The following is a 23,013-nucleotide window of genomic DNA, read 5'->3' on the forward strand; positions in this document are numbered from 1 at the left end:
TTTTGTCAAGAGAAAAATGCATTCCTAAAATTCAAACACAAAATAATGTTATTCAAAAATAGAAAATATCCCCCCTCTTTCTAGACTGAAAATTCATTTTTTTATCATTTTTTCAAACGAAATTTATACATAAAAAAAATACCGAGAATCGATTAGACTCTCGGTATTTTTCAAATTATTTTGCTGTATGTTTTCTAATAGCCGGTAAAATTTCAGTAGCAATTAATTCAATGTTTTTCTCAATTTTATTAAGTGGTACACCACCAAAATCAATTTGTGCCATAAAACGTTGTTGTCCAAACAATTCATATTGGTAAAGCATTTTTTCAATAATTTGTTGCGGGCTACCAACCATTAATGCGTCACGGTAATCTACTGCATTTGTGAATTGTTGCTTCGGATACCCACCACCGCGCAGTGTAAGCATACCAGCATTAATATGAGGATAGTATTCACTAAATGCATCTTGTGAATTTTTTGCTGTATAAAATAAACTCGTTGTTGCAACTGGCAAACTTGCTGGATTAAATCCACTTTGCGCCGCAGCCTCTCGGTAAGCATCTACCGATCCTTTAAAGTTAATAGCTGGGCCACCTAGTGTTGTTATCATCATTGGTACACCCGCACGTCCCGCTTTAATCGCACTAGCTGGTGGGCCACCAACTGCACGCCAAATTGGTAAGTTATTATTTTTCGCTCTCGGAATAACCGATGCATGTGCAAGCGGCGCTCTGAACTGTCCGTTCCATGTTACATGTTCCTCTTTATTAATTTTTAATAAAAGATCCATCTTCTCTTCGAATAATTCTTCATAATCATTCACGTCATAACCAAGTAAACTATATCCCCCAATACGAGATCCACGACCAGCCACGATTTCTGCACGTCCATTAGAAATTAAGTCAATTGTAGCAAAGTCCTCATATACTCGTACCGGATCAGATGTACTTACTATCGTTGCTGAACTTGCAATTTTTATATTTTTCGTAGCTTGTGCAATAGCTCCTAAAATAACTGTATGAGCTTGTGTTGTAAAATGCGTTTGATGACTTTCACCGACAGCAAATACATCAAGTCCAGATTCATCCGCTAACTTTGCTGTTTCAATTAATTCATGAATTCTTTGTTCTGCACTAACTTTTTCTCCGTTATGTGGATTTAAAACATGATCCCCAATTGAATATAATCCAAACTCCATTCCTTTACTTGTATCCATACGGTATTTTTCCATAGTTGCTCTCTCCTTTAATTCAGTCGTATTCATTTTCTTCAATCACCTATCACTTGATTAGTCAATTGATGGTGTAAAAAAAATTACTCTTGCGGCAATTCTTTTTTTTCACTATGCTTATGAACTCTCGTCATCAGCTCGTATAATATTTTCTGCTCTTCTTCATTTAATACATCATCAAAAAACGATGATTGAAATGCAAGTTGCTCTGGCAACGCTCTCTCTAAAGCTGCTTCCCCTTGCTCTGTAAGACTAATTGTTTTCGTTTTCCAGTCTTGTTTTCGCACAATATATCCTTCTTTTTCAAGACGAGTTAACATTCGAGAAATACCGCCTTGTGTAACAGTTACCTTTTCAGCTAACTCCATTTGCGTTAGTGGCTGATACGTACGTATTTGCAAAAGCACATCAAATTGAGCTGTCGTTAAATCAAACCGTTTTAAAAACTCATTTGACATCTGATTACTTTGGTTCGTAAATCGTATTAAACGTAACCATATTAATGATCCTATCGTATTATCACGCATATTTGATCACTTCCTATCGTGAATCTTACTATCACTTTACTACGCAAGTGATAAAAAAGCAAGAGAAAAAGTGAAAAATATCTCATTAGAGTATTGCATAAATAACGATAAGAAAGAATTCATATTTAAATGAATTCTTTCTTATCGTTATTCTTAACTTTCCATTTCATTCATTGCTATATTTAAAGCTCCCACTGCTTTGGGCCAACCAACATAAAAAGCCATATGTGTTATTAATGCGATCATTTCATTTTCTCCAATTCCATTTTGTTTGGCCAGTCGCAAATGAAATGGTAATTGTTCTGTATGACCAAGACTGATTAATACCGACACTGTACATAAACTTCTTTCTCTTAATGTTAAAGTGTCATCCCGCCACACTTCCTCGAACAATATCTCTTCACTATAATGAGCAAATGCAGGTGCCATTTCTTTCATTCTCTCTTGAATACAATATTTAATTGATTCATTCATCATTTCACTCTCCCTTCACTTTTACCAATTGTGCCAATCCTTGACCAAATGACCAATTTTCAGCAGATGTCTCATTTAGCGTAATAAAAATATCTGCACTTTTTATACTAGAACATTCAGAAATCCTCAGGGATATCGACTGATATAGATTCATTTTCTGTTTTATCGTTCTTCCCGGTCCACATGTAATAGAAATATAAATCATATTCTCTGTTCTCTTTTCTCCTCTTTCTAATAAATAATATGGATTATATAAAAAGTGATTTTGTTGATAAGGTAAAAACAGTTGAAAATAATCATTTTCAAGGATGTTAAAATGTTCAATTAATGACAGATGAATACATTCACCTATCTTTTTCAACTCTTCTTTATTTAATATATTTTCATGATAATAAACGTTCACAAAAGGCATACATATTCATTCCTTTTTCCTAATTTAACTTCAACAAATTTTCATCGTGAAATGTGCAAAATCTCATATACTGTAACACCTTTATTTGTTACCATTTCAGGCTTTTCTTCATAAAAATTAAACTGACTATACCTCCATTTATCTGGATTATAAATGATTACATTTCCTAAACACTTTTCTATATTTTGTACATATTCATTCATAGTTTTTAATTGAGTCTCCCTCAGTGAATTACTTTGAGAAATACTCCCTACATATTCAACCACATACTTACATTTCTTAAAATCATCCTTTAGATTAACAACTAATGGAGCACCTATATTTATTTGTTGCCACCCAAAAGATTGTAAAATATTATCGTAATACCCTTCAAAGATAAATTTGTTCATTCCTTCATGGCCATTCCAAATATATAAAGGTGCATAACAGTTATAGAAATTCCCATGCTTACCTGCCTCAGTCATTAAATATGCTTTGAAATTCAATTCTTGAAAACCATCCGTTTTATACCCATTATCCTTTACCCTTTTCTTAATAATCTCCATATCATAATCTTTTGGCAAAATGACCTTATATTGCATTCCAATCATGTTTATCACTCACTTTCCATCTTATATACACAATGATAAGGCGATGATTGACTAACGTAAAATAGGTATAAATTATGTTTGGTATCATTTATAATGATATCGTATAAGGGGCTGTGATAAATGGAAATAAATGATCTTATTATATTCAAAACTGTAGCTAGCGAAGGTTCTATTAGTAAAGCTGCGAAAGAGTTAGGGTATGTTCAACCAAACGTAACTGAGCGAATCAAAAAATTAGAACAAGAGTTAGAAACACCTTTACTACATAGAGATAACAAAGGCGTTTCCTTGTTACCTTCTGGTGACATTTTATTAGACTACACGAATCAAATATTAACTCTAGTAGAAGAAGCAAAAGATAAAATTAAAACGAATGGTTCTTCTTATATAATTGCGACGTCACAATCTATTTTGACTAATTATGTAAGTAAGCGTATTAAAGAAAATTTCAGGAATTATCAAATATATGTAGAAAATAGTAGTCATTTACAAAAATTACTGCAACAACAAAAGGTTGATATGGTCATCACTTATGAGGATGATCCCGACGCAGCTTTTAAAAAAGTATTTACTACTTCAATGTCTGTAGGCTTATTAAAAGCGAAAGAAACACGAACCATTGACTATTCAAAGGAACTCTTCTTCGTTAGTAATGACAAAAAGTGCCCTTTTAGAAATAAGACGATACAATTTCTAAAAGAAAATCATTTATCTCAGCGTCAACTTCAACAATTAGATTCTTATTCGCTTATGGAAGAGTTTATTCAGGATGGAAAAGGAATAGCCTTTTTGCCGATTAGAAATGATACATTGGTACCAATTGAAAATGTTCCAATTGAGAAATTAGCTGTTCATTTTTTTACAAATCAAAACTCTTTAAAACAAATCCCTGATGAACTATTTGATTAATATAATAGCTATAAACTAATTACATACACTAATAAAAATCCCTCCTTTACGAATTTAAAAGAGGGATTTTTATATTCTATACAATTGATTTTTCACACATTTTGCTCCACTTTTGCACTTTTCTCCTTCTTACTCTGTTTCACATTCTTCAGTCTCTTAATCGTGCCAACTAATCCTTTCGGAAAAACTAACAAGACGATAATGTACAATAAACCAAGAATAATTGTCCATCTTTCAAAAATCGGATACGCTGTGGCTAGTTCTGATAAATAATATTTCAGTGATTCAATAATTCCAGCTCCAGCAATTGCTCCAATTAACGTTCCAACGCCTCCAATCATTGTCATCAATAATGCATTTAATGTCATTTCAATTGAAAATACAGTCGTATTAACAAAGCGTAGTGTGATAACAAATAAACCACCGCTAATTGTAGCAACTACTCCTGCAACAATACTAGCAATAATTTTATAATGAAGAACTTTATATCCTAGTGCTTCCACACGTTGCTCATTTTGTGAAATTGCCTTTAATACTTTTCCAATAGAAGATTTGGTGAAAAGACGTAACAGTATAAAAATGACAATTAAACATATAAGTGTTACATAATAAAAGGTAAGACGATCACGGAATAAGTCTGGTACACCAAATGTAAAACCATCCCCTCCGTGAGTGAGACCACGCCACTTTTCAGCAAGTACGAAAAACAACTGTGAAATAGCAAGTGTTAACATTGCATAAAAATGACTTTTCAGTCGTAAAGAAAGCAAACCGATTATATAACTAACAATTGCTGAAATAATAATTGCAGCTACTATCCCTATAAAAAAGTTCGTTATAGATACTCCTTGCCGATCAAATAAAAGCGCTACCCCATATGCCCCTATTCCAAAGAACATACAATGGCCGAATGATACAATTCCTGTATATCCAAGCAATACATCAAAACTCATTGCAAAAATAGCAAAGATGAAGATTTGAGTGAACAAAATTAACAAGCTCCGTGAATCATTTACGAATGGAAATACACTTAAACAAATGAGCATACATACTCCGAAGTATACTTTAATTCGATTTGAAGTGCTGTTCACCATTTCACCCCTTTTCACTAACAAGTCCATTTGGCTTCACTATTAAGAAAAATAGTAACATTAACATATTGATTGCAAGTGATAAATCCGGTATAAAATACGCTGTAAAGGCACCCGCTAATCCGACAATTAAAGATGCGATTGCTGAACCTTGTACGCTTCCTAATCCTCCAATGATTACTACTATAAAAGCTAAAATCGCATACTGCATACCCATCTCGGCGAAAATAACACCTGAATACGGTGCTAATAAGAAGCCTCCCAACGCTGCCATCCCTGCTCCTAATAAAAAGACGAAAGAAAATATTGCTTTTACGTTAATACCGAGCGCTTGAACCATCTCTTTATCCATTACACCTGCGCGTATCATTAGACCTATCTTTGTTTTTTTGAGCAATAATAGTAAGGCAATGTAAATGATGATCCCAATTAAAATAACGAATAGACGATATTTAATTAATATAACGCCTTCAAATGTATAACTACCTTGTAACCATAACGGTAATTTAGCACCAATTGGATTTGGCCCCCAAAATACTTTAATACATTCACTAAGTACAAGCATTCCTCCAAGCGTCACAAGAAGCTGGCGAACATGATTTCCATATACCGGTCTAATAAGAAATCTTTCTAAAATAAATCCAAGAAACATCCCCATAGCAATTGCTCCAATTAACGCTAATACATAACTACCTGTCATATTAAATAACCAAACACCTGTAAACGCTCCCCAGGCAAATAAACCACCATGTGCGAAGTTTAGAACACTCATTAAACCGAAAATAAGTGAAAGTCCTGATGCTAATAAAAAAATGAGCATCCCTGTTGAAATCCCATTTACAAATAAATTGATTAACACATCCATCCTTCTCACCTCGGATTCATGTTAAGAGATTCCTAAATATTTGTGACACATTTCCTTATCCTCTTTTAATTCATGCATAAAACCGTTATGAACAATTTTTCCGTTATCCATAATATAAAAGTAATCACCAATTTGACTAGCCATCATAAAGTTTTGTTCAACGAGTAAAACTGTTGTTTTCTCCTTCATTTTCAAAATGGCTATCATTAATTTTTCTATCATAATAGGGGACAAGCCTTTACTCGGCTCATCAATAAGTAATAAACCATCACTATTAATAAATGCTCTTGAAATTGCTAGCATTTGCTTTTGTCCTCCGCTTAAGAGTCCGCTTTTTTTGTGCCAAAATTGCTTTAAATCTGGAAATAGTTCAAGCATCCATTCTATTTTTTCTTCCGCTTCTTCTCCCTTACCTCTAGCAAGAGCGAATGTTTCTTCTACTGTCAGATCGTGAAAAATACCTTGATTTTCTGGTACATAACCTATTCCTTTCCTTGAAATTAAATGTGTAGATAATCCATTTACTTGTGTACGATCATAATAAATTTCACCATGTGCGATATGGTGAAATCCCATAACCGAACGTAATGTCGTCGTCTTCCCTGCCCCATTTCTTCCAAACAGTACAGTAATCGTTCCTTTCTCAACAGCAAGAGATACCCCTTGTAAAATATGAAACTGATCTAAATACGTCTCTATATTATTCACTTGTAATAGTGCCACTATATAATCCCCCTAAATAAGCACTTTGTACACGCTCATCTTTCATCATTTCTTCGGGCAAACCTTCAGCCAATAACTCTCCATGGAACAAAACGATAAGATGGTCTGATAAACCTAGTACCATATCCATCTTGTGTTCAATTAGTACAATTGTACTTTCTGGATGTTTCTTAATATTTTCAATCACTTGTAAAATAGCCGGTACTTCCTCAACTGATATACCTGCGGTCGGCTCATCAAGTAGTAATACATCTGTTTTTAAAGCTAATAACATCGCAAGCTCTAACTTTCGTTTTTCCCCATGTGCTAAATCTTTCGCTAATACATGTTCTTTCTCGTGAAGTAAGACTGTTTTTAAGAAACGTCTCGCCTCTCCCACTTGTTGCTTAAATTTTGCCGAACTCGGAAAAAAACTATAGTAATCTTGAACAAATGATTGAACACTTAAACGAACATTTTCAAGTACCGTTAACTCTGGGAATATATTTGTAAGTTGAAAAGAGCGACCAATTCCTAATCGAGTGCGATCCGAAATTGATAATTTTGTAATCTCTCGTCCTTTAAAATATACTTCACCTTTCGTTGGAGAAATTTGTCCACTTAGTAAATTAAATAACGTTGTCTTTCCTGCACCATTAGGTCCAATAATGGAAATGAGCTTTCCTTTTTGTACTGTTACATTCACATCTTTAATAACATGATGCTCGCCAAAAGATACGCTAAGATTTTTCGTTTCTAGCAAATTTGTCACAATACCCCTCCCTTTAAAGCTTTAAGTATGAAAGAAATACATATAAAGAGGGTGTGCCCCTCTTTATACAAAAACAACAGAAAATTCAGTCTATTTATTTTGAAGTGGTGGTTCTGTCTCTTTCATCGTTAATTCTCGCTCTAATACTGGCACCGGATAATCAACACCATCTTGCTTTTTCAATGTGATAGAATAAAGTGTCTGCATCGCTTGGTGATCCTTTTCTCTAAACTTCATCTTTCCTTTCGGTGTATCAAATTCCATTCCTTCCATTTTCTTAATTAATGTATCTACATCTGTATCACCTTTTGTTTTCTTTAAAGCTTCTACAATTGAAATTGCCGCTGACATTCCACCTGCTGTAAATAAATCTGGCACCGCACCATTAAATCGTTTTTTATGTTCTTCCACTAACCAATCATTCACTTTATTTTTCGGGAGTGTATGATAATAAACAGAAAAACCTTGCATTCCTACTAGCGCATCCATCGTTTTTAATGCCGGTATATCTGGTGCACCGGTAGAAATTTTAATACCTTGCGCTTCCACATTCATATCTTTCAACTGTTTCCAAGGTGAATTCGCCCCCGCCCAAACGATAAATAAATAATCTGGTTTTGAGCTAATGATATTTTGAATATTAGCAGTGAAGTCAGTCGAATTTGTATCAGCATATTGCTCATTTACAATATTCGCACCTAATTTCTTCGCTCCAGCTTTAAATGCCGCAATTCCTTCACGGCCGTAAGCATTATCTTGTGCTAACGTTGCTATTTTCACATCTTTTTTAGCAATCGCTGCAGCACCAGCGACTGCATCTTGAGATGAATTTCTACCTGTTCTAAAAATATATTTATTCCGGTTCTTACCCGTAATACTATCCGCCACTGCTGGTTCTACAACCATTATTTTTTCATACTCTTCAGCTAGTGGTAAAACCGCTAATGTATCACTTGAACTAGACGATCCGACTAAAAAATCAACTTTCTCTTCTTCTAATAATTTCGTAGCTTTTTTAACTGCTACATCAGCTTTTGTTTCCGTATCTTCTACAACAAACTTAATCTTCTTCCCTTCCACCTTCCCAGTTCCACCCGTCGCATAGTCTAACCCTAATTCAAATCCGTTCACTGTTTGTTTTCCATATGATTCTAATGGACCTGTTAATGAAGCAAGAACCCCTACCTTAATCGTCTTTTCATCCTCTGTACTTGTTTTCTTTCCTGAACAAGCTGCCGTTATTAATAACGAACTTAAAACACAACCAGTAGCCATCATTCTTAGCCATTTACGTTTTTTCATCGACATTGTGATCCTCCCCATACTTTAATTTCTGATAGAATCAATCTCGCCAAAGTTAACCACCCGTAATTATGACTTTTTCTTTGAATCATACAAACAAATCTGTTTTAAAAATTTAATGAAGTACCTTTACATTCGCCGCCTCTTTCCAAATACCTCCATTTACCATATATTCATCTAGTATTTTTCACCACCTAATTACAGTCGCTGCCCACGTATACCCAGTCCCGGCACTAACTACTACTGCAATATCTCCAGGCTGTAATTTTCCCTGTTCATTTGCAAAGTGAAGACCAATGCAAGGATCAAGCGCTGACATATGTCCATAATGATCTAAATATACAACTTGTTCTTCTTCTAGCCCTAGTCCCTGTATCAATTCTATTAACATAGAACGTTTTGTATGCAGTGGTAACAATACTTTAATATCTTTAGGAGTTAACCCACTTTTTTTTAACGCCTCTCGAATAACCTTTTCAAAATTAGGGATTGAAACCCGATCTAGACGTTCTTTCATACTATTAGGATCTATTACATCAATATAATGTTGCCGATTCTCAACTGTATCATAGCTCGCAACCTGCTTTGATCCACCTGCTGGAATACGTACATCTTCATGAAATGAACCATCTGTTATAATCGCACTTCCTAATATTTCACCTTTTCTAGCGTCCTTTTTCACTAAAGCTGCACTTCCGCCATCAGCGAAATTAAACATAAAACGTGAGCGTGGATTATCATAATCTACAATTTGAGATTCTTTACATCCACCTACTAATAATATATTTTCAATTGAGTTATCGGAGTAAAGCATATCTTTTGCGACTTTGAGAGCAATAGGAAAGCAAGAACTAACATTCATAATTTCAAAAGCATAAGCATTTTTCAATCCAAGTTCATGCTGAATTTTTGGGGCACTTGACCATACGTGGTAATCTTTATGTGGACTGCCAAAATAAATGACTACATCAATAGATTGAGGATCTACTTGTAATAATATTGGCTTTGCAGCAGCAATAGCTAAATCTGATGCATGCATCGTTTCATCTGCGACATGTTTTTCATATAATCCAAACTTTTCTATAATAATATTCTCAGGGATACCTGTTTTTTGAGATAGGTCTGCCGCCGTCTCTACGTCTTTTGGGAAGAAAATACCAGTCGCTTCAATCCCAATATTCATTAGACTATTCCTCCTTCTTTTGGCACCATCATAGTAGCTACACCTGTTAATACTAGATCTCCTTTTTGGTTATGACACTCCGTTAACAATTTCAAAACTCTCTTTTCTATCATAAATTCTTGTACTGTAGCCGTAGCTGTAATTGTATCTCCTATAAAAACTGGTGCTGTAAATTTAATAGTTTGTTCCATATAAACGGATCCTTTTCCAGGTAAATGAATACCAAGCAATTGTGATAAAAGACTAGAAGTTAGTAAACCATGTGCTATTCTTTGGTTAAATCTAGTTTGCTTTGCATACTCATGATCAATATGAATTGGATTAAAATCCCCACTTAACCCTGCAAATAATACAAAATCCGTTTCTGTTATTGTTTTACTACATGACGCCTGTTGACCCGTGCTATACATCGTCATCTCTTCACCAACTTTTCAATTGATTTGCTAATTGTGCTTTTTGAATTTTACCAGTTGCATTTTTAGGAAATTCTTTTAGAAAAATAATCTCTTTCGGTATTTTATATTTTGCTAAAAATAAACAACAATGCTCAATGACTTCTTTTTCAGTTAATATACTGCTACTCTTTTTCACAATAAAGGCGATTGGAATCTCTCCCCACTTTACATGTTGCCTACCAACGATCGCTACCTCATATACCCCAGAAAGCTTATTAATGACTTGCTCTACTTCAAGTGGATAAATATTTTCACCACCGGAAATTATCATTTCTTTTTTTCTACCTACAATGTATACAAAACCATCTTCATCAACTCTAGCTAAATCTCCCGTATATAACCAACCATCTTGAATCGTTTCTTCTGTTGCATCTGGCCGATTCCAATACCCTTTCATTACATTCGGTCCTTTTATAAGTAACTCTCCAACTTCACCAATATCAACTTTATTTTTGTTTTCATCAATAAGTACATAATCACAAAACAGAACTGGTTTCCCAATTGATCCTACTTTACGTCTTGCATCTTCTTCTGAAAGCATAAATACGGTTGGTGATGTTTCAGTCATGCCAAAGCCTTGACCAAATAAAAATCCTCTATCTATAAATTCTCTCATCAACTCTTCTGGACATGGAGCACCGCCGTTATAAAACCAGCGAACTGATTGTAAATTTGTAGTTTCAAACTTTGGGCAATTAATTAATGCTTGATGAATTGTAGGTACTCCCATTACTACAGTCACTTTATGTTTTTCTATCATTGAAAGAGCTGTGGTTGGTTCGAATTTTCTTGGAATAATGATTACGCCACCTGCAAATAAAGTTGGAAATGCGAATAAACCAATTCCACCAATATGAAATAAAGGTAATAATACAATAGAGCGGTCGTGCATAGTTAAGTCAATCGCAAATGTATTGTTTAGCGCATTCCAAAACATATTTTTTTGTGTAAGTACGGCTCCTTTCGGTTTTCCTGTTGTACCTGATGTATAACATATAATAAAGGATGCGCTTTCATTTATCTCTTCAAAGTTGTCACTTTTTCTATCTTCTATTTCTTTTAAACTTGTAATCGAAATAACTCTTTGTACGTACGATACCTTCTGCATTGACAGTGCTATATTTTGAAATGTTTCCTCTACAAATAAAACTGTAGTTCCACTATCTTTTAACTGAAATATAAGTTCATTTTCTGTTAATCGTATATTCAATGGAACAGCAATACATTCTACCTTTGCTATAGCAAACAAAAGTACAATATATTCCAAGCTATTTTGTGATAAAATAGCTATCCTTTCTCCTTTTTGCACATGTAAGTCGTAAATTAAATATGCGGCTACGTTACTTACATACTCATGTAACTGTTTATATGTCATTTCCTCCTCTTCTGTAATAATGGCAATGCGATCTGGATGTAAATAGGACCGTTTTTCAATCCAATAAGCAATGCCTTGCATATTTTCCCCACTCCCTTATCTCTTTCTCAATCCTTCAAATATTAATGACATCGCTGCTTCAAATACATCTTCCGGAACATCTTTCTCTTCCCAATAGCCCCATCGCATTCCTAGAAATTGCCCAATTGACATAAGACAATACGCAATTGTTTCTTTATCAAATTGTTTAAACTCTCCCGCTTCCATACCAGCCGATAAACTTTTTAAAAATCCATTTGCGAGCTTTGCATAGTACCATCTATATAAGTTATCATCAACAACTACTGCCTGTTGTACAATGTTATATAGATTAGGACGATCTTTCACCCACCGAAAAAACGCCTGAAAACCTCTTCTTTGTGCCTCTTCATAACTTGATATTCCCTTCATTTCTTCTTTAATAATTAAGCGTAACTCACGGTTCAATCTGCGAATCAATTCATCAAATATATCTTTTTTAGACGGAAAGTAATTATAGAAAGTTCCGTGCGCTACCTTTGCTTCTTGTGTAATATTCACAATAGAAGCCTCGTAATATCCTTTACTACCAAACACCTCTTCTGCAGCACACAATAATTTCTCTCTCGTTTCTAATCCTTTTGTTGTTAAGTTTTTTACATCCATTATTATTTTTTCTGACACCTGAATCACCTCTTAGATTTGATTATAAATACATTTCTGAATTTTACAATTATTTTCATTAGACAAAATCCGCAAGCGTTTTTCTACATATAAAAAAGGACTAACTTAATTTGAAGTTAGTCCTTTAATCTTAATTAGAATTAAGTTCTACTTTCTCTAATCCTTCAGCCAATTGTTTCTTATCTAGCCCTTCTCCTATTACAACCAAGTTCGTCGGGAAACCGAAATCTTGTTCCAGTAAAGTTGGTACCCCAAATGAATATTGGAATAAGTGCGGGTATTTATCTCCATGGAATTTCACAAATCCTTTTACACGATAAATACTATCTGGTAAATTCGAAAGCCATTCGTATAATTTATCTTGATCAATCGATTTCGTAAATTGATATGTCATCGTTTGTATATGTAAATGCTGTTTTACATGTAGTGTCTCATGTTCCCCATCATTCGTAAATTCAGCTTCTTCTATGTCTTCTAAAGATATATTACAATATTTTGTTTCAAACAATTTCGCATGATTATTTATTGCTTTCACTTCTTCAATTACTTTGTTCTTATCCGCATCTGTTAGTAAATCTGATTTATTAATTAAAATGTGGCTACCAAACTTCAGTTGCTCATGCAATAATTGCTGAACGTTTGCACTTAATACTCTTCGATTTAACCACCTTACTGCATCTAAAACGACGACAATTGATTTCACTTCTAGGAAAGGTGCTAAAATTGGTGATACACACGCATCTAACACTTCAATTGGATGTGCAACACCTGTCGTTTCTATATAAATGACATCTGGTCTTTCTTGCTGATATAACGAATGTAATTGTATTTCAAGCTCTTCTTTTAGCGTACAACAAATACATCCTTTCAGAAGCTCTCTTAAAACATTCTCTTTTCCAATAATATCTGTATCTACTGAGTATTCACCAATTTCATTCATTAATACTGCAACTTTTCTATTCTTCTTTTTCTCCGCTAACAATAAATTTTGTAATAATGTTGATTTTCCACTACCTAAAAAGCCACCTAATATATGAATTTCTACTTTTTTCATTTGATCGACCATCCATTTCTTTATTTCAAACGTATTCAAAGCGTAATAATTACGATTTATATTAATCATTTTATTAAAAGAATAGTGATTTGTAAATATATCTTCACTGTTCGTTTACTTCATAAGCAACTCGAATTCCAGACTCTATTGCTCCTTGCATCCATCCATGTGTTAATGTCGTATGCTCTCCTGCAAAGTGTACTTTGCCAGCTGGCGGCGTAATATACGGAAATAACTCTAACTCTTGACCTGGTTCGAAAGCCGTAAATGCGCCGCAAGAATACGGATTTTGGCTCCAGCTAAAAGATGTTCCAGTAACAAACTCACTATAGACGATGTCGCCGTATATTTCCGCTAAATTTTTTAATGCGTAACGAATACGATCTCTTTGCGTGAGACTATCCCACGTTAACGCCTCATCTGCCCACGTATAACTCGCTAAAACGATAGCTGCCCCTTGTTTATGAATACCATAACTCGGATAATATGTAAATCGTATAGGTAAATCTGTAATAGATTTACCGCCACACTGTCTCGCTTTCTCCCAAAATTTACTTTTAAACTCTATCGCAATTTTAGTTGCAGCAATATAATTTAATTCACGAATTGCTCGTCTTTTAAAATAAGAGAATAAATGATATGGCTGAACTTCTACAAATCGTAACGCTGAAAATGGAATTGTGATAATAGCAATGTCGCCTGTTACCATAAATGGATGTAACGTTTGTTCATTTGTTACTTGCATCATCACTTTATTATCTTCCTGTATAATTTTTTCTACTTTATACGACATAAAAATATTTTCTTTTAACTCGGGTAAAAATGAATTCGGTAATGTATCCATTCCGCCCGTTATTTCATAATATTTTGTCGTTGAAGTAAAAAAGATCATTTCACGTAATACTTCAATTAAAGACATTCCCATATATGCTTCCATATCTAGAAGTACCCCAATCATATCTATTGCTCCATCTGAATAATACTCACTTAAAAATGATCCGAGCGAATATGTTTTATACTTTGTTTCAACGATGATCCAGTTTTTATTAGAATCTTTTTTTATAAAATTAAGTATTGGTTCTAGCACTACTAACATTAACTCTTCTGCCGTTTTCCCTTTTTCATTCTCTAAAATTGGATATCCAAGTATACTTGGATTTTTTTCAAATACGCTCAATCTCGTTTTAATATTATTCGTATAAATAATATCTGAAGCGGTTTTATTTATAAAAAGATTTAATGGTAATTTAAATTTACGAATGTAAGCTAAAGTTAACTCGTGTGTTTCAGGAATTCGCATTGGCCCTGCATTAAAATATAAGCCTCTGCTAAACGGTTCACGGATCGTATATATTCTTCCGCCTATTCGGTTATTCGCTTCTAAAATTGTTATGCTATGCCCTGATTCTTTCAATAACGATGCTGCAACTAATCCTGAAATTCCTGCACCAGCAATAATAATTTGCTTTGGATTCTTCGTTTTTACGAGCCCCACATTAATAATATGGAGCATTCTTTCCATCGTTAATGGCTGCATCATGCCCTTTTCCCCTTCTATAAAGGATTTTATTGCATTATATTCGGTTCACTTACTTCCTATGTTTCGTGCAAGAAATTGCACGGATACATTTTCAAATACTTGAATATCTTTTATAAAATGTAATAAACTAGATATGATTCTATAGAAGTACGACGTATTATCTTACATAATAAAATCAATGAAATTGCGAGGAATTTTAAAATGAAAAAAGGGATTAACCGTGTAGTATTAGTAGGAACAGGAGCAGTTGGATGTAGTTATGCTTACTGCATGATTAACCAAGCTGTAGCTGAAGAATTTGTTTTAGTTGATGTAAACGAGGCAAAAGCTGAAGGAGAAGCAATGGATTTAAGTCATGCTGTTCCTTTTGCACCAGCTCCAACTAGAGTATGGAAAGGTAGCTACGAAGATTGTAAAGATGCTGATCTTGTAGTCATTACGGCTGGATTACCACAAAAACCAGGTGAAACGCGCCTAGATTTAGTTGAGAAAAACGCGAAAATCTTTAAACAAATCGTTCGTAGTATTATGGATAGCGGATTTGATGGTATCTTCTTAATCGCAACTAACCCTGTCGATATTTTAACTTACGTAACTTGGAAAGAATCTGGTTTACCAAAAGAACGCGTAATCGGTTCTGGTACAACTCTTGATTCTGCTCGTTTCCGCTATATGTTAGGTGAGTATTTCGATATTGGTCCACACAACATTCATGCTTATATTATCGGAGAACATGGTGATACGGAACTTCCTGTTTGGAGTCACGTATCAGTCGGTATTCAAAAACTACAAACGCTTCTTGATAAAGACAACACATACACGCAAGAAGATTTAGACAAAATCTTCATAAATGTTCGTGATGCAGCTTACCATATTATCGAGCGAAAAGGTGCAACTTACTATGGTATTGGTATGTCACTTCTACGTGTTACAAAGGCGATTTTAAACGACGAAAATAGCGTATTAACAGTATCAGCTTACTTAGAAGGCCAATACGGTCAAAAAGATGTTTATATCGGCGTACCTGCTGTTTTAAATCGCGGCGGTGTTCGTGAAATTTTAGAAGTGGAATTAAGTGAAGAAGAAGAATTAAAATTCGATCACTCTGTTCAAGTATTAAAAGAAACAATGGCTCCAGTTCTTTAATCGTGCATGCAAAAAAGCAATCCAATTTATTTTGGATTGCTTTTTTGATTATTCCTTGAAAACATCAGTTATTTTCTATCATTTCCTATTTTTTAAACTGTTCCTCATTGTTTACATCAAGTACATCTAATAAGAAAATGAAGATTGGTATACCGATAATAAGCCCCCATATTCCAAGGAAATGTTCTGAGAAGATGAGAATCATAAATGTATAAAAGATTGGCAAATTCGTTTTCGCAGACATAAACTTCGGATTTAAAAAATAACTTTCAAGAGCATGGATTACTGTAATGAACACAAGTATGTATACAACGTACATTACCCCGCCTACGTTATAAGCAATAATACAAAGTGGAAACAAAGAAATGATTACACCGGCAACAGGAATCAAACCGAGTAGAAAGACCATGACGGCCAATACAAGAAGCTGCGGAAATCCTAAAATCACAAGTGCAATTACAGTTAGTACACAATTGACAACCGCAATTAAAAACTGTGCTTCAATTACTTTACCGAACGATCTTGCAAACCTTTCACCAAAATAAGCAATCTCCTCATAAAAAACCTTCAGATTACTCTCTTTAAATTTCGAAGTAAATGATATTATGCGTTCTTTTTCTAACAAGAAAAATAAACTTAGAATAAGAGAGAGTAGTATTTGCAAACTGACTTTTCCTATATTTGCAATTGATTGATATATGACATCTACACCTTGTTCTATATATTTTGATACTTCCATCCCATTAATAGTTGACAGTGCATATTTAATGATCTCATTATCAGGTGGATTTTGAAAAAACAACCTAAACTGATAAATCAATTGGGAAATTTGTATCGTTAGCACAGGTAAATATTTATATAATGTTGTGCCGATAAACGTAACTAATATTATATACAAACATGCGATAACAATTTTCCGATTCACTTTCAATTTCTTTGAAATAAAACGTTGAAACCGATCCATTAAAAATGTCAGTATGAACGTAATTAATATTAAATTAATCATACTTTTTAATCCATATAATACAAGCGCTACTATTATTAAAACGAGAAACCGTTGGAACCCTCTACTTCGAAAGAAATTTTTCACTTCATTCATTAAGATTTAACCTCCCCCTTCAATGGATGGAAATTGAATATATTACATTTTATGAACTTCTATAGACAATCTTTCTTATTAATTGAGAAGAATCCTTTTTTTCTTTTTATATTGTTAGATTCTTTTCATATTAGCCTACCAACATATTTCAGTGGAGCTCTATTTTTCGTTTACCCTTTTACAGTTTTGGTGATCTTCTATTTTTAGACTGTTGCTCATACGCATATCCCATATTGAAGAGTTCCTTTTCACCAAATTGCTTCCCGACAAACACTGCACCTACTGGCTCTCCATTGTTATCATATCCTGCTGGCACCGCTAATTCTGGATAGCCAGCTACAGCTGATAGAAGAACTTCTTCGTTGTTAATCATAACTAAAGCATCCAAACCTTTTTCTACTAAATATCTATCTAGCTCTTTTCTTGCATTTTCTTGACTCGATCGCACTATTTTTTCAAACTCATCTTTCGTTATAGCAGATTTTTCAGATCCCTCAATTAATGTTTGTCCGTATTTTATTCGTCTATTACTATCCTTTTTATTAAACGCTATAATCTCTTCTAGCGATTTTACCGGTACATTTTTTTGCTGTGCAAGATAATCGTTAACATTATGTTTGAACTCATATTCTAATGTTTGCAGATTATCTACTCCCCCATCGTTTAACTGAATATCATCAGTCAATATCGCACCTGCATCTTGAAGGTCTTTTCTAATCTTTTCTGCTACTTTTTTTCTATTCTCATCTTGTCGATCTATTGAAAAAAGAACTCCTACTTTTTTCCCTTTCAATCCGTCTATTGATAAGTCCTTCGTATAATCAATTCTTTCTTTATCTTTCATTTTTTCTGTCATAGCATCTTTTTCATCATAACTTACCATTATATTAAATAACGTTGCCGCATCCCTCACCGTTCTTGCCATCGGCCCTGCTATATCAAGTGTTTCAGCTAACGGAATAATGCCAGATCTACTCACCATACCTAGTGATGGACGTAATCCAACTACTGATTGCTGCGTCGCGGGTGCTACAATTGACCCAGTCGTTTCCGTCCCGATTGCAAGTGGTGCAAAATCTGCCGCAACTACTGTAGCAGATCCAGAACTTGATCCCGCTGTATCAAACGTAATCGGACCGTATGGATTCAAATTTTGTCCTTTTTTCCCGCTATATCCGCTAGGCATTGTAAAGGATAAATAATTTGCCCACTCAGACATATTCGCTTTTCCTAAAACAAAAGCACCTTCTTCTTTCAACTTCTTCACTATCGTCGCATCTTCATCTGCAATCCAATCTTTTAACACATAAGTGCCCGCGCTTGTCGGCATCACATTTTTCGTTTGTACATTATCTTTTACGATAACCGGCATGCCGTATAAGTTCGATTTCTTATTTAAATCCCTCTCTTTGTCTAACTTTCGCGCTTCTTCCATTGCATTTGGATTTATCTCTGTAACAGCATTTAATGTTATTCCATTTTGATCATGTTCTTGTATTCTAAAAAGATATATACTCGTTAATTCTTCATATGATAATTTCTCATCATCAATCATTTTTTGAAACTCATCTACAGTCGCATTTACGACTTCTTTTTCTTTTATCTTTACGTTTTCTATGTTAATTCCTTTCAACTGGTTATGTATCGGTTTTAACACTCTATCTTTATCGTATACGATACGCTCAGGTTCCTTTGGAAAATAGTTTTTATACACGTAATATCCTCCGGCACATGCCAATAGGACAATACCTCCAGCAATTGACAGCGTTATCTTTACCCACTTCTTCATGTTGTTCCTCCACTCTAAAAGTTGCTCAATTGTATTGAAAAAGAGAGTTATCCTTATAACCCTCCTTATTAAAAGGCTAAATGAAAAAATGAAAAATTTCAATTTAATTCATTCTTTTTTTCATTTGCTTCGCTAATAATTCCTTCACTTGATTATACGTTAACCCTGAATCCTTATTTAAACGTTTTACCTCCTCAACATCAGTACCTACCACTGTATATTTTTTCTCGTCATTCATTTTGCCACTTCCCTTTCTACTGCATTATTTCTAATATTTTTCCCCTAAACTCTTATAAATTAATACAAATAAGGAAACTGTACGAAATTCAATAGCCAAAAGGGATTCAGTTACATAGGAGGAAAAGATAAAAAAATGTCGAATTTATATACTGGTTGTATTTAAGGACTTGGAGGTTACATTTTGAAAACATATGAGTTTAAACATAACATTCCAACATTAGAAGAGTACAAATACTTATGTGATTCTGTTGGTTGGTCTAATTATATGAATTTTGAAGTGGCGGAAACTTCACTGAAGCATTCTATTCACTGCATCACAGTGAAAGATAATGAACAAATTATCGGCATGGGGAGAATTGTCGGCGATGGATCTATCTATTTCTATATTCAAGATATAGTAGTTCATCCAGAGTATCAGAAACATGGTATCGGGAAAGAAATCATGCATCGTTTAGTTGCATACTTACATGAGAATGCCCCTGATAAGGCGTTTGTCGGTTTGTTTGCATCACAAGATAAAGAATCATTCTATGAAAAATTTGATTTTAAGGATTACTCACCAAACATGACGGGGATGTTTACTGTCATTACAAAACAATAAACATAACAGATTTTTAATTGTAAGGAAAAACTTCGATTCATATGAAGGAAATCGTTCTTGCAGTAAGAGTTTAACATTGCATACGAAAGGAGAGTACATATATGACTAATACGTACTCTCCTTTTATTTAACTTTTTATATATTAAATTTCTTAATAAAATTTCACTACATCTTCAGTAGGTAAAAAAGTTCTTTCTCCTGGTTGTTCATTTGGCTCACCAAATGGCATTTGTCCTACTAAGCTCCACTCTGCTGGAATGTTCCAAGTTTCTTTCACTTCAGCATCTACGATTGGATTGTAGTGTTGCAGGGATGCGCCAATTCCTTCAGCCGATAATAACATCCATACAGTATGTTGTAACATTGCATTTCCTTGATGAGACCAGAATGGGAACTGATCTTTATATAATGGTGCATTTTCTTGCATTTTTTCTACTGTTGCTTGATCTTCAAAGAATAACACAGTCCCAACACCTGTATGGAAACCTTTTAATCTTTCTACAGTCGCTTCAAAGTTTTCTGCTGGTACGCGGGCTCTTAGTGTTTCTTTAACAATATCCCAAAACTTTTCATGTTCTCCATCCATTAATACAACCATACGACCACTTTGCATATTGAAAGATGTTGGTGCGTGTAAAGCTGTTTTTAAAACTTCTTCAATTCTTTCTTTCGTAATTGCATCGTTTTTTGTTACTTTACGAATAGAACGACGGTTCACGATTGCTTCTTTTAAATTTGTTGTAGTTGCTGACATTTTAATTCCTCCAAATATTTGTTTTATAATTTATTTTGTTATTTCATAACAAGCGAATTAGCAATATCCATCTGTATTACATTGCATACCTTCAAATGAATTTGTTTTATCCTTTTCAATTTCTTTATCGATGACTCTTTGTAGCGTTTCTTTACTAGCAAGCCCTTGAATGACTTCATCTCCAATCATGACAGTTGGAACAGCCATAATATTTGCTTCATCATATGCATGCTGAATTGCTTCTTGATGCTTTTCTTTATATTTACGAGTTACTAAAGCATCTTTAAATTCAGCTTCAGGAAGACCTACTTCTACCGCTAATTTTGTTAAAATATCAATATCTTCAATGTTTTGCTCTTCTTGGAAAAATGCTGTGAATACGCGGTGATGATACTCATTTCCTAGTCCACGTTCTTTCGCAAATTGACATCCTTCGAAAGCTAAATGTGTATATGGATGCGGTGAAACACGCGGCAAACGCATATCGATTCCTAACTTCTTCGCAGTTGGAAGAATAAAAGCATCCCATGAGCCTAATTTTTCTGGCTCATTCCATGGATCTATTTTTGAATATGGACTTGGACGTAATTCAAATGGCATCCATTCAATTTCTACATCTTTCTCTTTCGCTACTTCATCTAATGGACCTTTTGCTAAAAAACAAAATGGACATATAAAATCTGAGTATACTTTCATTTTTACAGTCATACTTTTACACCTTACCTTTATAGTTGTAATCAAATCAGTTACATTAATAATAAAAAAATATAAATATGATTTAAGCATTCATTTTTTCTTGCAAAGTTTCAAACAAATGCCCCATCGTAATATTTCTCAAAATTTCTTCCATCGCGGATTGCGCTTGTATTAATATAACTTCTAACACTGCTTGAATATTTGCTCCAATTGGACAATCTGGATTTGGTTGCTCGTGCATATGAAATAGTTTGTCTTCTTCGACTACATTTACTGCATGGTATACATCTAACAATGTGATTTCATGTAAATCCTTTAATAATCCCGCACCACCTGGACCGCGATTTACATATACAAAACCAACTTGTTTCAAGTACGACATCATTTTACGAATGACTACTGGATTTGTGTTTACACTTTCAGCTATATAGTCTGAAGTACAAAGTGAAGATGGATTGTTTTTCAAAATAGATAAAATATGAACAGCTATAGAAAAGCGGCTACTAATTTTCATTGTGATCACCACCTCGATGTAATCATTATAGTTACAACAAAAAGATAAGTCAATCCTTTTCATAGATTTTTTATAAGTAAATTAAAAAGTGTCCCATTATGATATATGAGACACCTCTTTTTATTCTGTAAATAGCGATTGAAATTCTTCAATAAATAGCTGCACAGCGATTGAGGAATCCTTTAATGAAGGAACAGCTAAAGCAATTTCTCTCCATACTTGTGGTTCCAATTCTCTCGTTTGCACATTCTGTGGTAAATTCGTTAAAGATAATTGAGCTAATATTGCAATACCTAACCCTTCTTGAATCATATTTAAAGCTGTAGTAACGGTCGATATTACATACTCAACCCGAAGTGGTACGTTTGCTTGTTTAAACATATCAATAATGGGTGGTTCGTATCCACCCTTACATAATATGATCGGTTCATTCTCTAAATCACTAATTGCAATAGAGTCCTTCTTACAAAGAGGATGATCATCTCTTAAGATAGCAACCATTTTCCCCTTCGTTAATGGGACAATCTCCATCTCTTTATTAGGCAAAATAACAATTCCTATATCAACAACCCTCGATACTAACCAATCTTCAACTTCTTTAATCGTTCCTTCACAAAGAACGACTTCTAAGTTTGGATACTTCTCCTTAAAAAGGTTTATCATTTTGGGTAAGAAATGTGCAGAGGCACTCGGAAAACTCCCAATTCGAATCGTCCCAACTTCGTATCCTTTCTCCATCGCAACTTCTTGTTCAATCTTCTCTACACCGTTCAAAATCTCTCTAATATGCACAAGAATTCTGTTTCCTACATCCGTAACGATTAGCCCTTTTCGTTTATCACGTATAAGAATCGTAACTCCTAACTCTGACTCAATACTTGAAATCGCATGACTTACAGCTGGCTGCGTCATATTTAACACCCGAGCAGCCTTCGTAAAACTACCTAACTCAACAGTTTTTATTAATACTTGCAGTTGTGTAATGGTCAT

At 34.1% G+C, this 23,013-nt stretch carries 26 protein-coding genes; 3 read left to right on the forward strand and 23 right to left on the reverse strand.

Annotated features, from left to right (window positions below; translation table 11 throughout):
- Positions 1-175 precede the first annotated feature (175 nt).
- The 5 genes from AC1Q8N_RS06730 to AC1Q8N_RS06750 form a co-directional block, all read right to left on the reverse strand.
- Positions 176-1,231: an LLM class flavin-dependent oxidoreductase gene (locus AC1Q8N_RS06730; protein ID WP_098080311.1), complete on the reverse strand. Its 1,056-nt coding sequence runs from the start codon at positions 1,229-1,231 to the stop codon at positions 176-178.
- 83 nt (positions 1,232-1,314) lie between these two features.
- The gene (locus AC1Q8N_RS06735; protein WP_048543221.1) at positions 1,315-1,758 is read right to left on the reverse strand and encodes a MarR family winged helix-turn-helix transcriptional regulator; all 444 of its coding nucleotides are present in this window, start codon (positions 1,756-1,758) and stop codon (positions 1,315-1,317) included.
- Positions 1,759-1,911: 153 nt separating this feature from the next.
- The gene (locus tag AC1Q8N_RS06740) at positions 1,912-2,235 is read right to left on the reverse strand and encodes a carboxymuconolactone decarboxylase family protein (protein ID WP_002071373.1); all 324 of its coding nucleotides are present in this window, start codon (positions 2,233-2,235) and stop codon (positions 1,912-1,914) included.
- A gap of 1 nt (position 2,236) precedes the next feature.
- Positions 2,237-2,644, reverse strand: a complete 408-nt coding sequence (locus AC1Q8N_RS06745; protein ID WP_098080309.1) for a tautomerase family protein — start codon at positions 2,642-2,644, stop codon at positions 2,237-2,239.
- A gap of 41 nt (positions 2,645-2,685) precedes the next feature.
- Entirely contained in the window at positions 2,686-3,234 is a 549-nt protein-coding gene (locus AC1Q8N_RS06750; protein ID WP_000579910.1) for a DUF4865 family protein, read from the reverse strand.
- A 120-nt stretch (positions 3,235-3,354) separates the two neighbouring features.
- On the opposite strand from AC1Q8N_RS06750, the gene AC1Q8N_RS06755 reads away from it, so the two are divergent.
- Positions 3,355-4,143, forward strand: coding sequence for a LysR family transcriptional regulator (locus AC1Q8N_RS06755; protein ID WP_048543224.1), 789 nt, complete (start codon positions 3,355-3,357; stop codon positions 4,141-4,143).
- 92 nt (positions 4,144-4,235) lie between these two features.
- Here AC1Q8N_RS06755 and AC1Q8N_RS06760 read toward each other — a convergent pair whose 3' ends face one another.
- The 11 genes from AC1Q8N_RS06760 to AC1Q8N_RS06810 all read right to left on the reverse strand — a co-directional run bounded on the left by AC1Q8N_RS06760 (position 4,236) and on the right by AC1Q8N_RS06810 (position 15,184).
- Positions 4,236-5,189: a branched-chain amino acid ABC transporter permease gene (locus AC1Q8N_RS06760; RefSeq protein ID WP_142312322.1), complete on the reverse strand. Its 954-nt coding sequence runs from the start codon at positions 5,187-5,189 to the stop codon at positions 4,236-4,238.
- 49 nt (positions 5,190-5,238) lie between these two features.
- The gene (locus AC1Q8N_RS06765) at positions 5,239-6,099 is read right to left on the reverse strand and encodes a branched-chain amino acid ABC transporter permease (protein WP_048543225.1); all 861 of its coding nucleotides are present in this window, start codon (positions 6,097-6,099) and stop codon (positions 5,239-5,241) included.
- Positions 6,100-6,120: 21 nt separating this feature from the next.
- The gene (locus AC1Q8N_RS06770) at positions 6,121-6,822 is read right to left on the reverse strand and encodes a branched-chain amino acid ABC transporter ATP-binding protein (protein ID WP_001196686.1); all 702 of its coding nucleotides are present in this window, start codon (positions 6,820-6,822) and stop codon (positions 6,121-6,123) included.
- On the reverse strand, positions 6,800-7,573 hold the full coding sequence (locus AC1Q8N_RS06775; protein ID WP_098080305.1) for an ABC transporter ATP-binding protein: 774 nt from the start codon (positions 7,571-7,573) through the stop codon (positions 6,800-6,802). Before AC1Q8N_RS06775 ends, AC1Q8N_RS06770 begins: the two co-directional genes overlap by 23 nt.
- A gap of 90 nt (positions 7,574-7,663) precedes the next feature.
- Positions 7,664-8,881, reverse strand: coding sequence for a substrate-binding domain-containing protein (locus AC1Q8N_RS06780; RefSeq protein ID WP_098080303.1), 1,218 nt, complete (start codon positions 8,879-8,881; stop codon positions 7,664-7,666).
- 181 nt (positions 8,882-9,062) lie between these two features.
- Positions 9,063-10,058, reverse strand: a complete 996-nt coding sequence (locus tag AC1Q8N_RS06785; protein WP_098080302.1) for a 3-oxoacyl-ACP synthase — start codon at positions 10,056-10,058, stop codon at positions 9,063-9,065.
- Positions 10,058-10,474 carry a MaoC family dehydratase gene (locus tag AC1Q8N_RS06790; RefSeq protein ID WP_048543230.1) on the reverse strand — a complete coding sequence of 139 codons (417 nt, stop codon included), beginning with the start codon at positions 10,472-10,474 and terminating at the stop codon, positions 10,058-10,060. The genes AC1Q8N_RS06785 and AC1Q8N_RS06790 overlap by 1 nt, the downstream gene beginning before the upstream one ends.
- A 4-nt stretch (positions 10,475-10,478) precedes the next feature.
- Complete coding sequence (locus AC1Q8N_RS06795; RefSeq protein WP_493521135.1) at positions 10,479-11,969, reverse strand: o-succinylbenzoate--CoA ligase; 1,491 nt, start codon at positions 11,967-11,969, stop codon at positions 10,479-10,481.
- 15 nt (positions 11,970-11,984) lie between these two features.
- On the reverse strand, positions 11,985-12,590 hold the full coding sequence (locus tag AC1Q8N_RS06800; RefSeq protein WP_116442951.1) for a TetR/AcrR family transcriptional regulator: 606 nt from the start codon (positions 12,588-12,590) through the stop codon (positions 11,985-11,987).
- 130 nt (positions 12,591-12,720) lie between these two features.
- Positions 12,721-13,644 (reverse strand): CobW family GTP-binding protein, encoded by a 924-nt coding sequence (locus tag AC1Q8N_RS06805; protein ID WP_000754944.1) that lies wholly within the window; start codon positions 13,642-13,644, stop codon positions 12,721-12,723.
- A 103-nt stretch (positions 13,645-13,747) separates the two neighbouring features.
- On the reverse strand, positions 13,748-15,184 hold the full coding sequence (locus AC1Q8N_RS06810) for a flavin monoamine oxidase family protein (protein ID WP_098068212.1): 1,437 nt from the start codon (positions 15,182-15,184) through the stop codon (positions 13,748-13,750).
- Positions 15,185-15,385: 201 nt separating this feature from the next.
- Between AC1Q8N_RS06810 and AC1Q8N_RS06815 the strand changes: the two genes are divergently transcribed.
- Entirely contained in the window at positions 15,386-16,330 is a 945-nt protein-coding gene (locus AC1Q8N_RS06815) for an L-lactate dehydrogenase (protein ID WP_000715320.1), read from the forward strand.
- 85 nt (positions 16,331-16,415) lie between these two features.
- On the opposite strand, the gene AC1Q8N_RS06820 is transcribed toward AC1Q8N_RS06815, so the two are convergent.
- The 3 genes from AC1Q8N_RS06820 to AC1Q8N_RS06830 all read right to left on the reverse strand — a co-directional run bounded on the left by AC1Q8N_RS06820 (position 16,416) and on the right by AC1Q8N_RS06830 (position 19,456).
- The gene (locus AC1Q8N_RS06820; RefSeq protein WP_098068211.1) at positions 16,416-17,429 is read right to left on the reverse strand and encodes an AI-2E family transporter; all 1,014 of its coding nucleotides are present in this window, start codon (positions 17,427-17,429) and stop codon (positions 16,416-16,418) included.
- 178 nt (positions 17,430-17,607) lie between these two features.
- The gene (locus AC1Q8N_RS06825; protein WP_098122777.1) at positions 17,608-19,218 is read right to left on the reverse strand and encodes an amidase family protein; all 1,611 of its coding nucleotides are present in this window, start codon (positions 19,216-19,218) and stop codon (positions 17,608-17,610) included.
- 103 nt (positions 19,219-19,321) lie between these two features.
- A complete protein-coding gene (locus tag AC1Q8N_RS06830; protein ID WP_000997339.1) occupies positions 19,322-19,456 on the reverse strand; it encodes a hypothetical protein in 135 nt (44 codons plus the stop codon).
- 183 nt (positions 19,457-19,639) lie between these two features.
- On the opposite strand from AC1Q8N_RS06830, the gene AC1Q8N_RS06835 reads away from it, so the two are divergent.
- Positions 19,640-20,059: a GNAT family N-acetyltransferase gene (locus AC1Q8N_RS06835; protein WP_098068209.1), complete on the forward strand. Its 420-nt coding sequence runs from the start codon at positions 19,640-19,642 to the stop codon at positions 20,057-20,059.
- A 151-nt stretch (positions 20,060-20,210) separates the two neighbouring features.
- Here AC1Q8N_RS06835 and AC1Q8N_RS06840 read toward each other — a convergent pair whose 3' ends face one another.
- The 4 genes from AC1Q8N_RS06840 to AC1Q8N_RS06855 all read right to left on the reverse strand — a co-directional run bounded on the left by AC1Q8N_RS06840 (position 20,211) and on the right by AC1Q8N_RS06855 (position 23,013).
- On the reverse strand, positions 20,211-20,813 hold the full coding sequence (locus AC1Q8N_RS06840; RefSeq protein ID WP_001277030.1) for a nitroreductase family protein: 603 nt from the start codon (positions 20,811-20,813) through the stop codon (positions 20,211-20,213).
- A gap of 57 nt (positions 20,814-20,870) precedes the next feature.
- Complete coding sequence (locus AC1Q8N_RS06845) at positions 20,871-21,521, reverse strand: DsbA family oxidoreductase (RefSeq protein ID WP_048543236.1); 651 nt, start codon at positions 21,519-21,521, stop codon at positions 20,871-20,873.
- A 70-nt stretch (positions 21,522-21,591) separates the two neighbouring features.
- Positions 21,592-22,023 (reverse strand): Rrf2 family transcriptional regulator, encoded by a 432-nt coding sequence (locus tag AC1Q8N_RS06850; protein ID WP_048543237.1) that lies wholly within the window; start codon positions 22,021-22,023, stop codon positions 21,592-21,594.
- A 120-nt stretch (positions 22,024-22,143) separates the two neighbouring features.
- Complete coding sequence (locus tag AC1Q8N_RS06855; protein WP_098080296.1) at positions 22,144-23,013, reverse strand: LysR family transcriptional regulator; 870 nt, start codon at positions 23,011-23,013, stop codon at positions 22,144-22,146.

Source organism: Bacillus sp. GW823-FHT06B01 (assembly GCF_058952315.1).

Coding starts and splice junctions, on each gene's coding strand:
- AC1Q8N_RS06730 (WP_098080311.1), bottom strand. CDS start 1,231: ATGGAAAAATACCGTATGGATACAAGTAAAGGAATGGAGTTTGGATTA.
- AC1Q8N_RS06735 (WP_048543221.1), bottom strand. CDS start 1,758: ATGCGTGATAATACGATAGGATCATTAATATGGTTACGTTTAATACGA.
- AC1Q8N_RS06740 (WP_002071373.1), bottom strand. CDS start 2,235: ATGATGAATGAATCAATTAAATATTGTATTCAAGAGAGAATGAAAGAA.
- AC1Q8N_RS06745 (WP_098080309.1), bottom strand. CDS start 2,644: ATGCCTTTTGTGAACGTTTATTATCATGAAAATATATTAAATAAAGAA.
- AC1Q8N_RS06750 (WP_000579910.1), bottom strand. CDS start 3,234: ATGATTGGAATGCAATATAAGGTCATTTTGCCAAAAGATTATGATATG.
- AC1Q8N_RS06755 (WP_048543224.1), top strand. CDS start 3,355: ATGGAAATAAATGATCTTATTATATTCAAAACTGTAGCTAGCGAAGGT.
- AC1Q8N_RS06760 (WP_142312322.1), bottom strand. CDS start 5,189: ATGCTCATTTGTTTAAGTGTATTTCCATTCGTAAATGATTCACGGAGC.
- AC1Q8N_RS06765 (WP_048543225.1), bottom strand. CDS start 6,099: ATGGATGTGTTAATCAATTTATTTGTAAATGGGATTTCAACAGGGATG.
- AC1Q8N_RS06780 (WP_098080303.1), bottom strand. CDS start 8,881: ATGTCGATGAAAAAACGTAAATGGCTAAGAATGATGGCTACTGGTTGT.
- AC1Q8N_RS06785 (WP_098080302.1), bottom strand. CDS start 10,058: ATGAATATTGGGATTGAAGCGACTGGTATTTTCTTCCCAAAAGACGTA.
- AC1Q8N_RS06790 (WP_048543230.1), bottom strand. CDS start 10,474: ATGACGATGTATAGCACGGGTCAACAGGCGTCATGTAGTAAAACAATA.
- AC1Q8N_RS06795 (WP_493521135.1), bottom strand. CDS start 11,969: ATGCAAGGCATTGCTTATTGGATTGAAAAACGGTCCTATTTACATCCA.
- AC1Q8N_RS06805 (WP_000754944.1), bottom strand. CDS start 13,644: ATGAAAAAAGTAGAAATTCATATATTAGGTGGCTTTTTAGGTAGTGGA.
- AC1Q8N_RS06810 (WP_098068212.1), bottom strand. CDS start 15,184: ATGATGCAGCCATTAACGATGGAAAGAATGCTCCATATTATTAATGTG.
- AC1Q8N_RS06815 (WP_000715320.1), top strand. CDS start 15,386: ATGAAAAAAGGGATTAACCGTGTAGTATTAGTAGGAACAGGAGCAGTT.
- AC1Q8N_RS06820 (WP_098068211.1), bottom strand. CDS start 17,429: ATGAATGAAGTGAAAAATTTCTTTCGAAGTAGAGGGTTCCAACGGTTT.
- AC1Q8N_RS06825 (WP_098122777.1), bottom strand. CDS start 19,218: ATGAAGAAGTGGGTAAAGATAACGCTGTCAATTGCTGGAGGTATTGTC.
- AC1Q8N_RS06830 (WP_000997339.1), bottom strand. CDS start 19,456: ATGAATGACGAGAAAAAATATACAGTGGTAGGTACTGATGTTGAGGAG.
- AC1Q8N_RS06840 (WP_001277030.1), bottom strand. CDS start 20,813: ATGTCAGCAACTACAACAAATTTAAAAGAAGCAATCGTGAACCGTCGT.
- AC1Q8N_RS06845 (WP_048543236.1), bottom strand. CDS start 21,521: ATGACTGTAAAAATGAAAGTATACTCAGATTTTATATGTCCATTTTGT.
- AC1Q8N_RS06850 (WP_048543237.1), bottom strand. CDS start 22,023: ATGAAAATTAGTAGCCGCTTTTCTATAGCTGTTCATATTTTATCTATT.
- AC1Q8N_RS06855 (WP_098080296.1), bottom strand. CDS start 23,013: ATGACCATTACACAACTGCAAGTATTAATAAAAACTGTTGAGTTAGGT.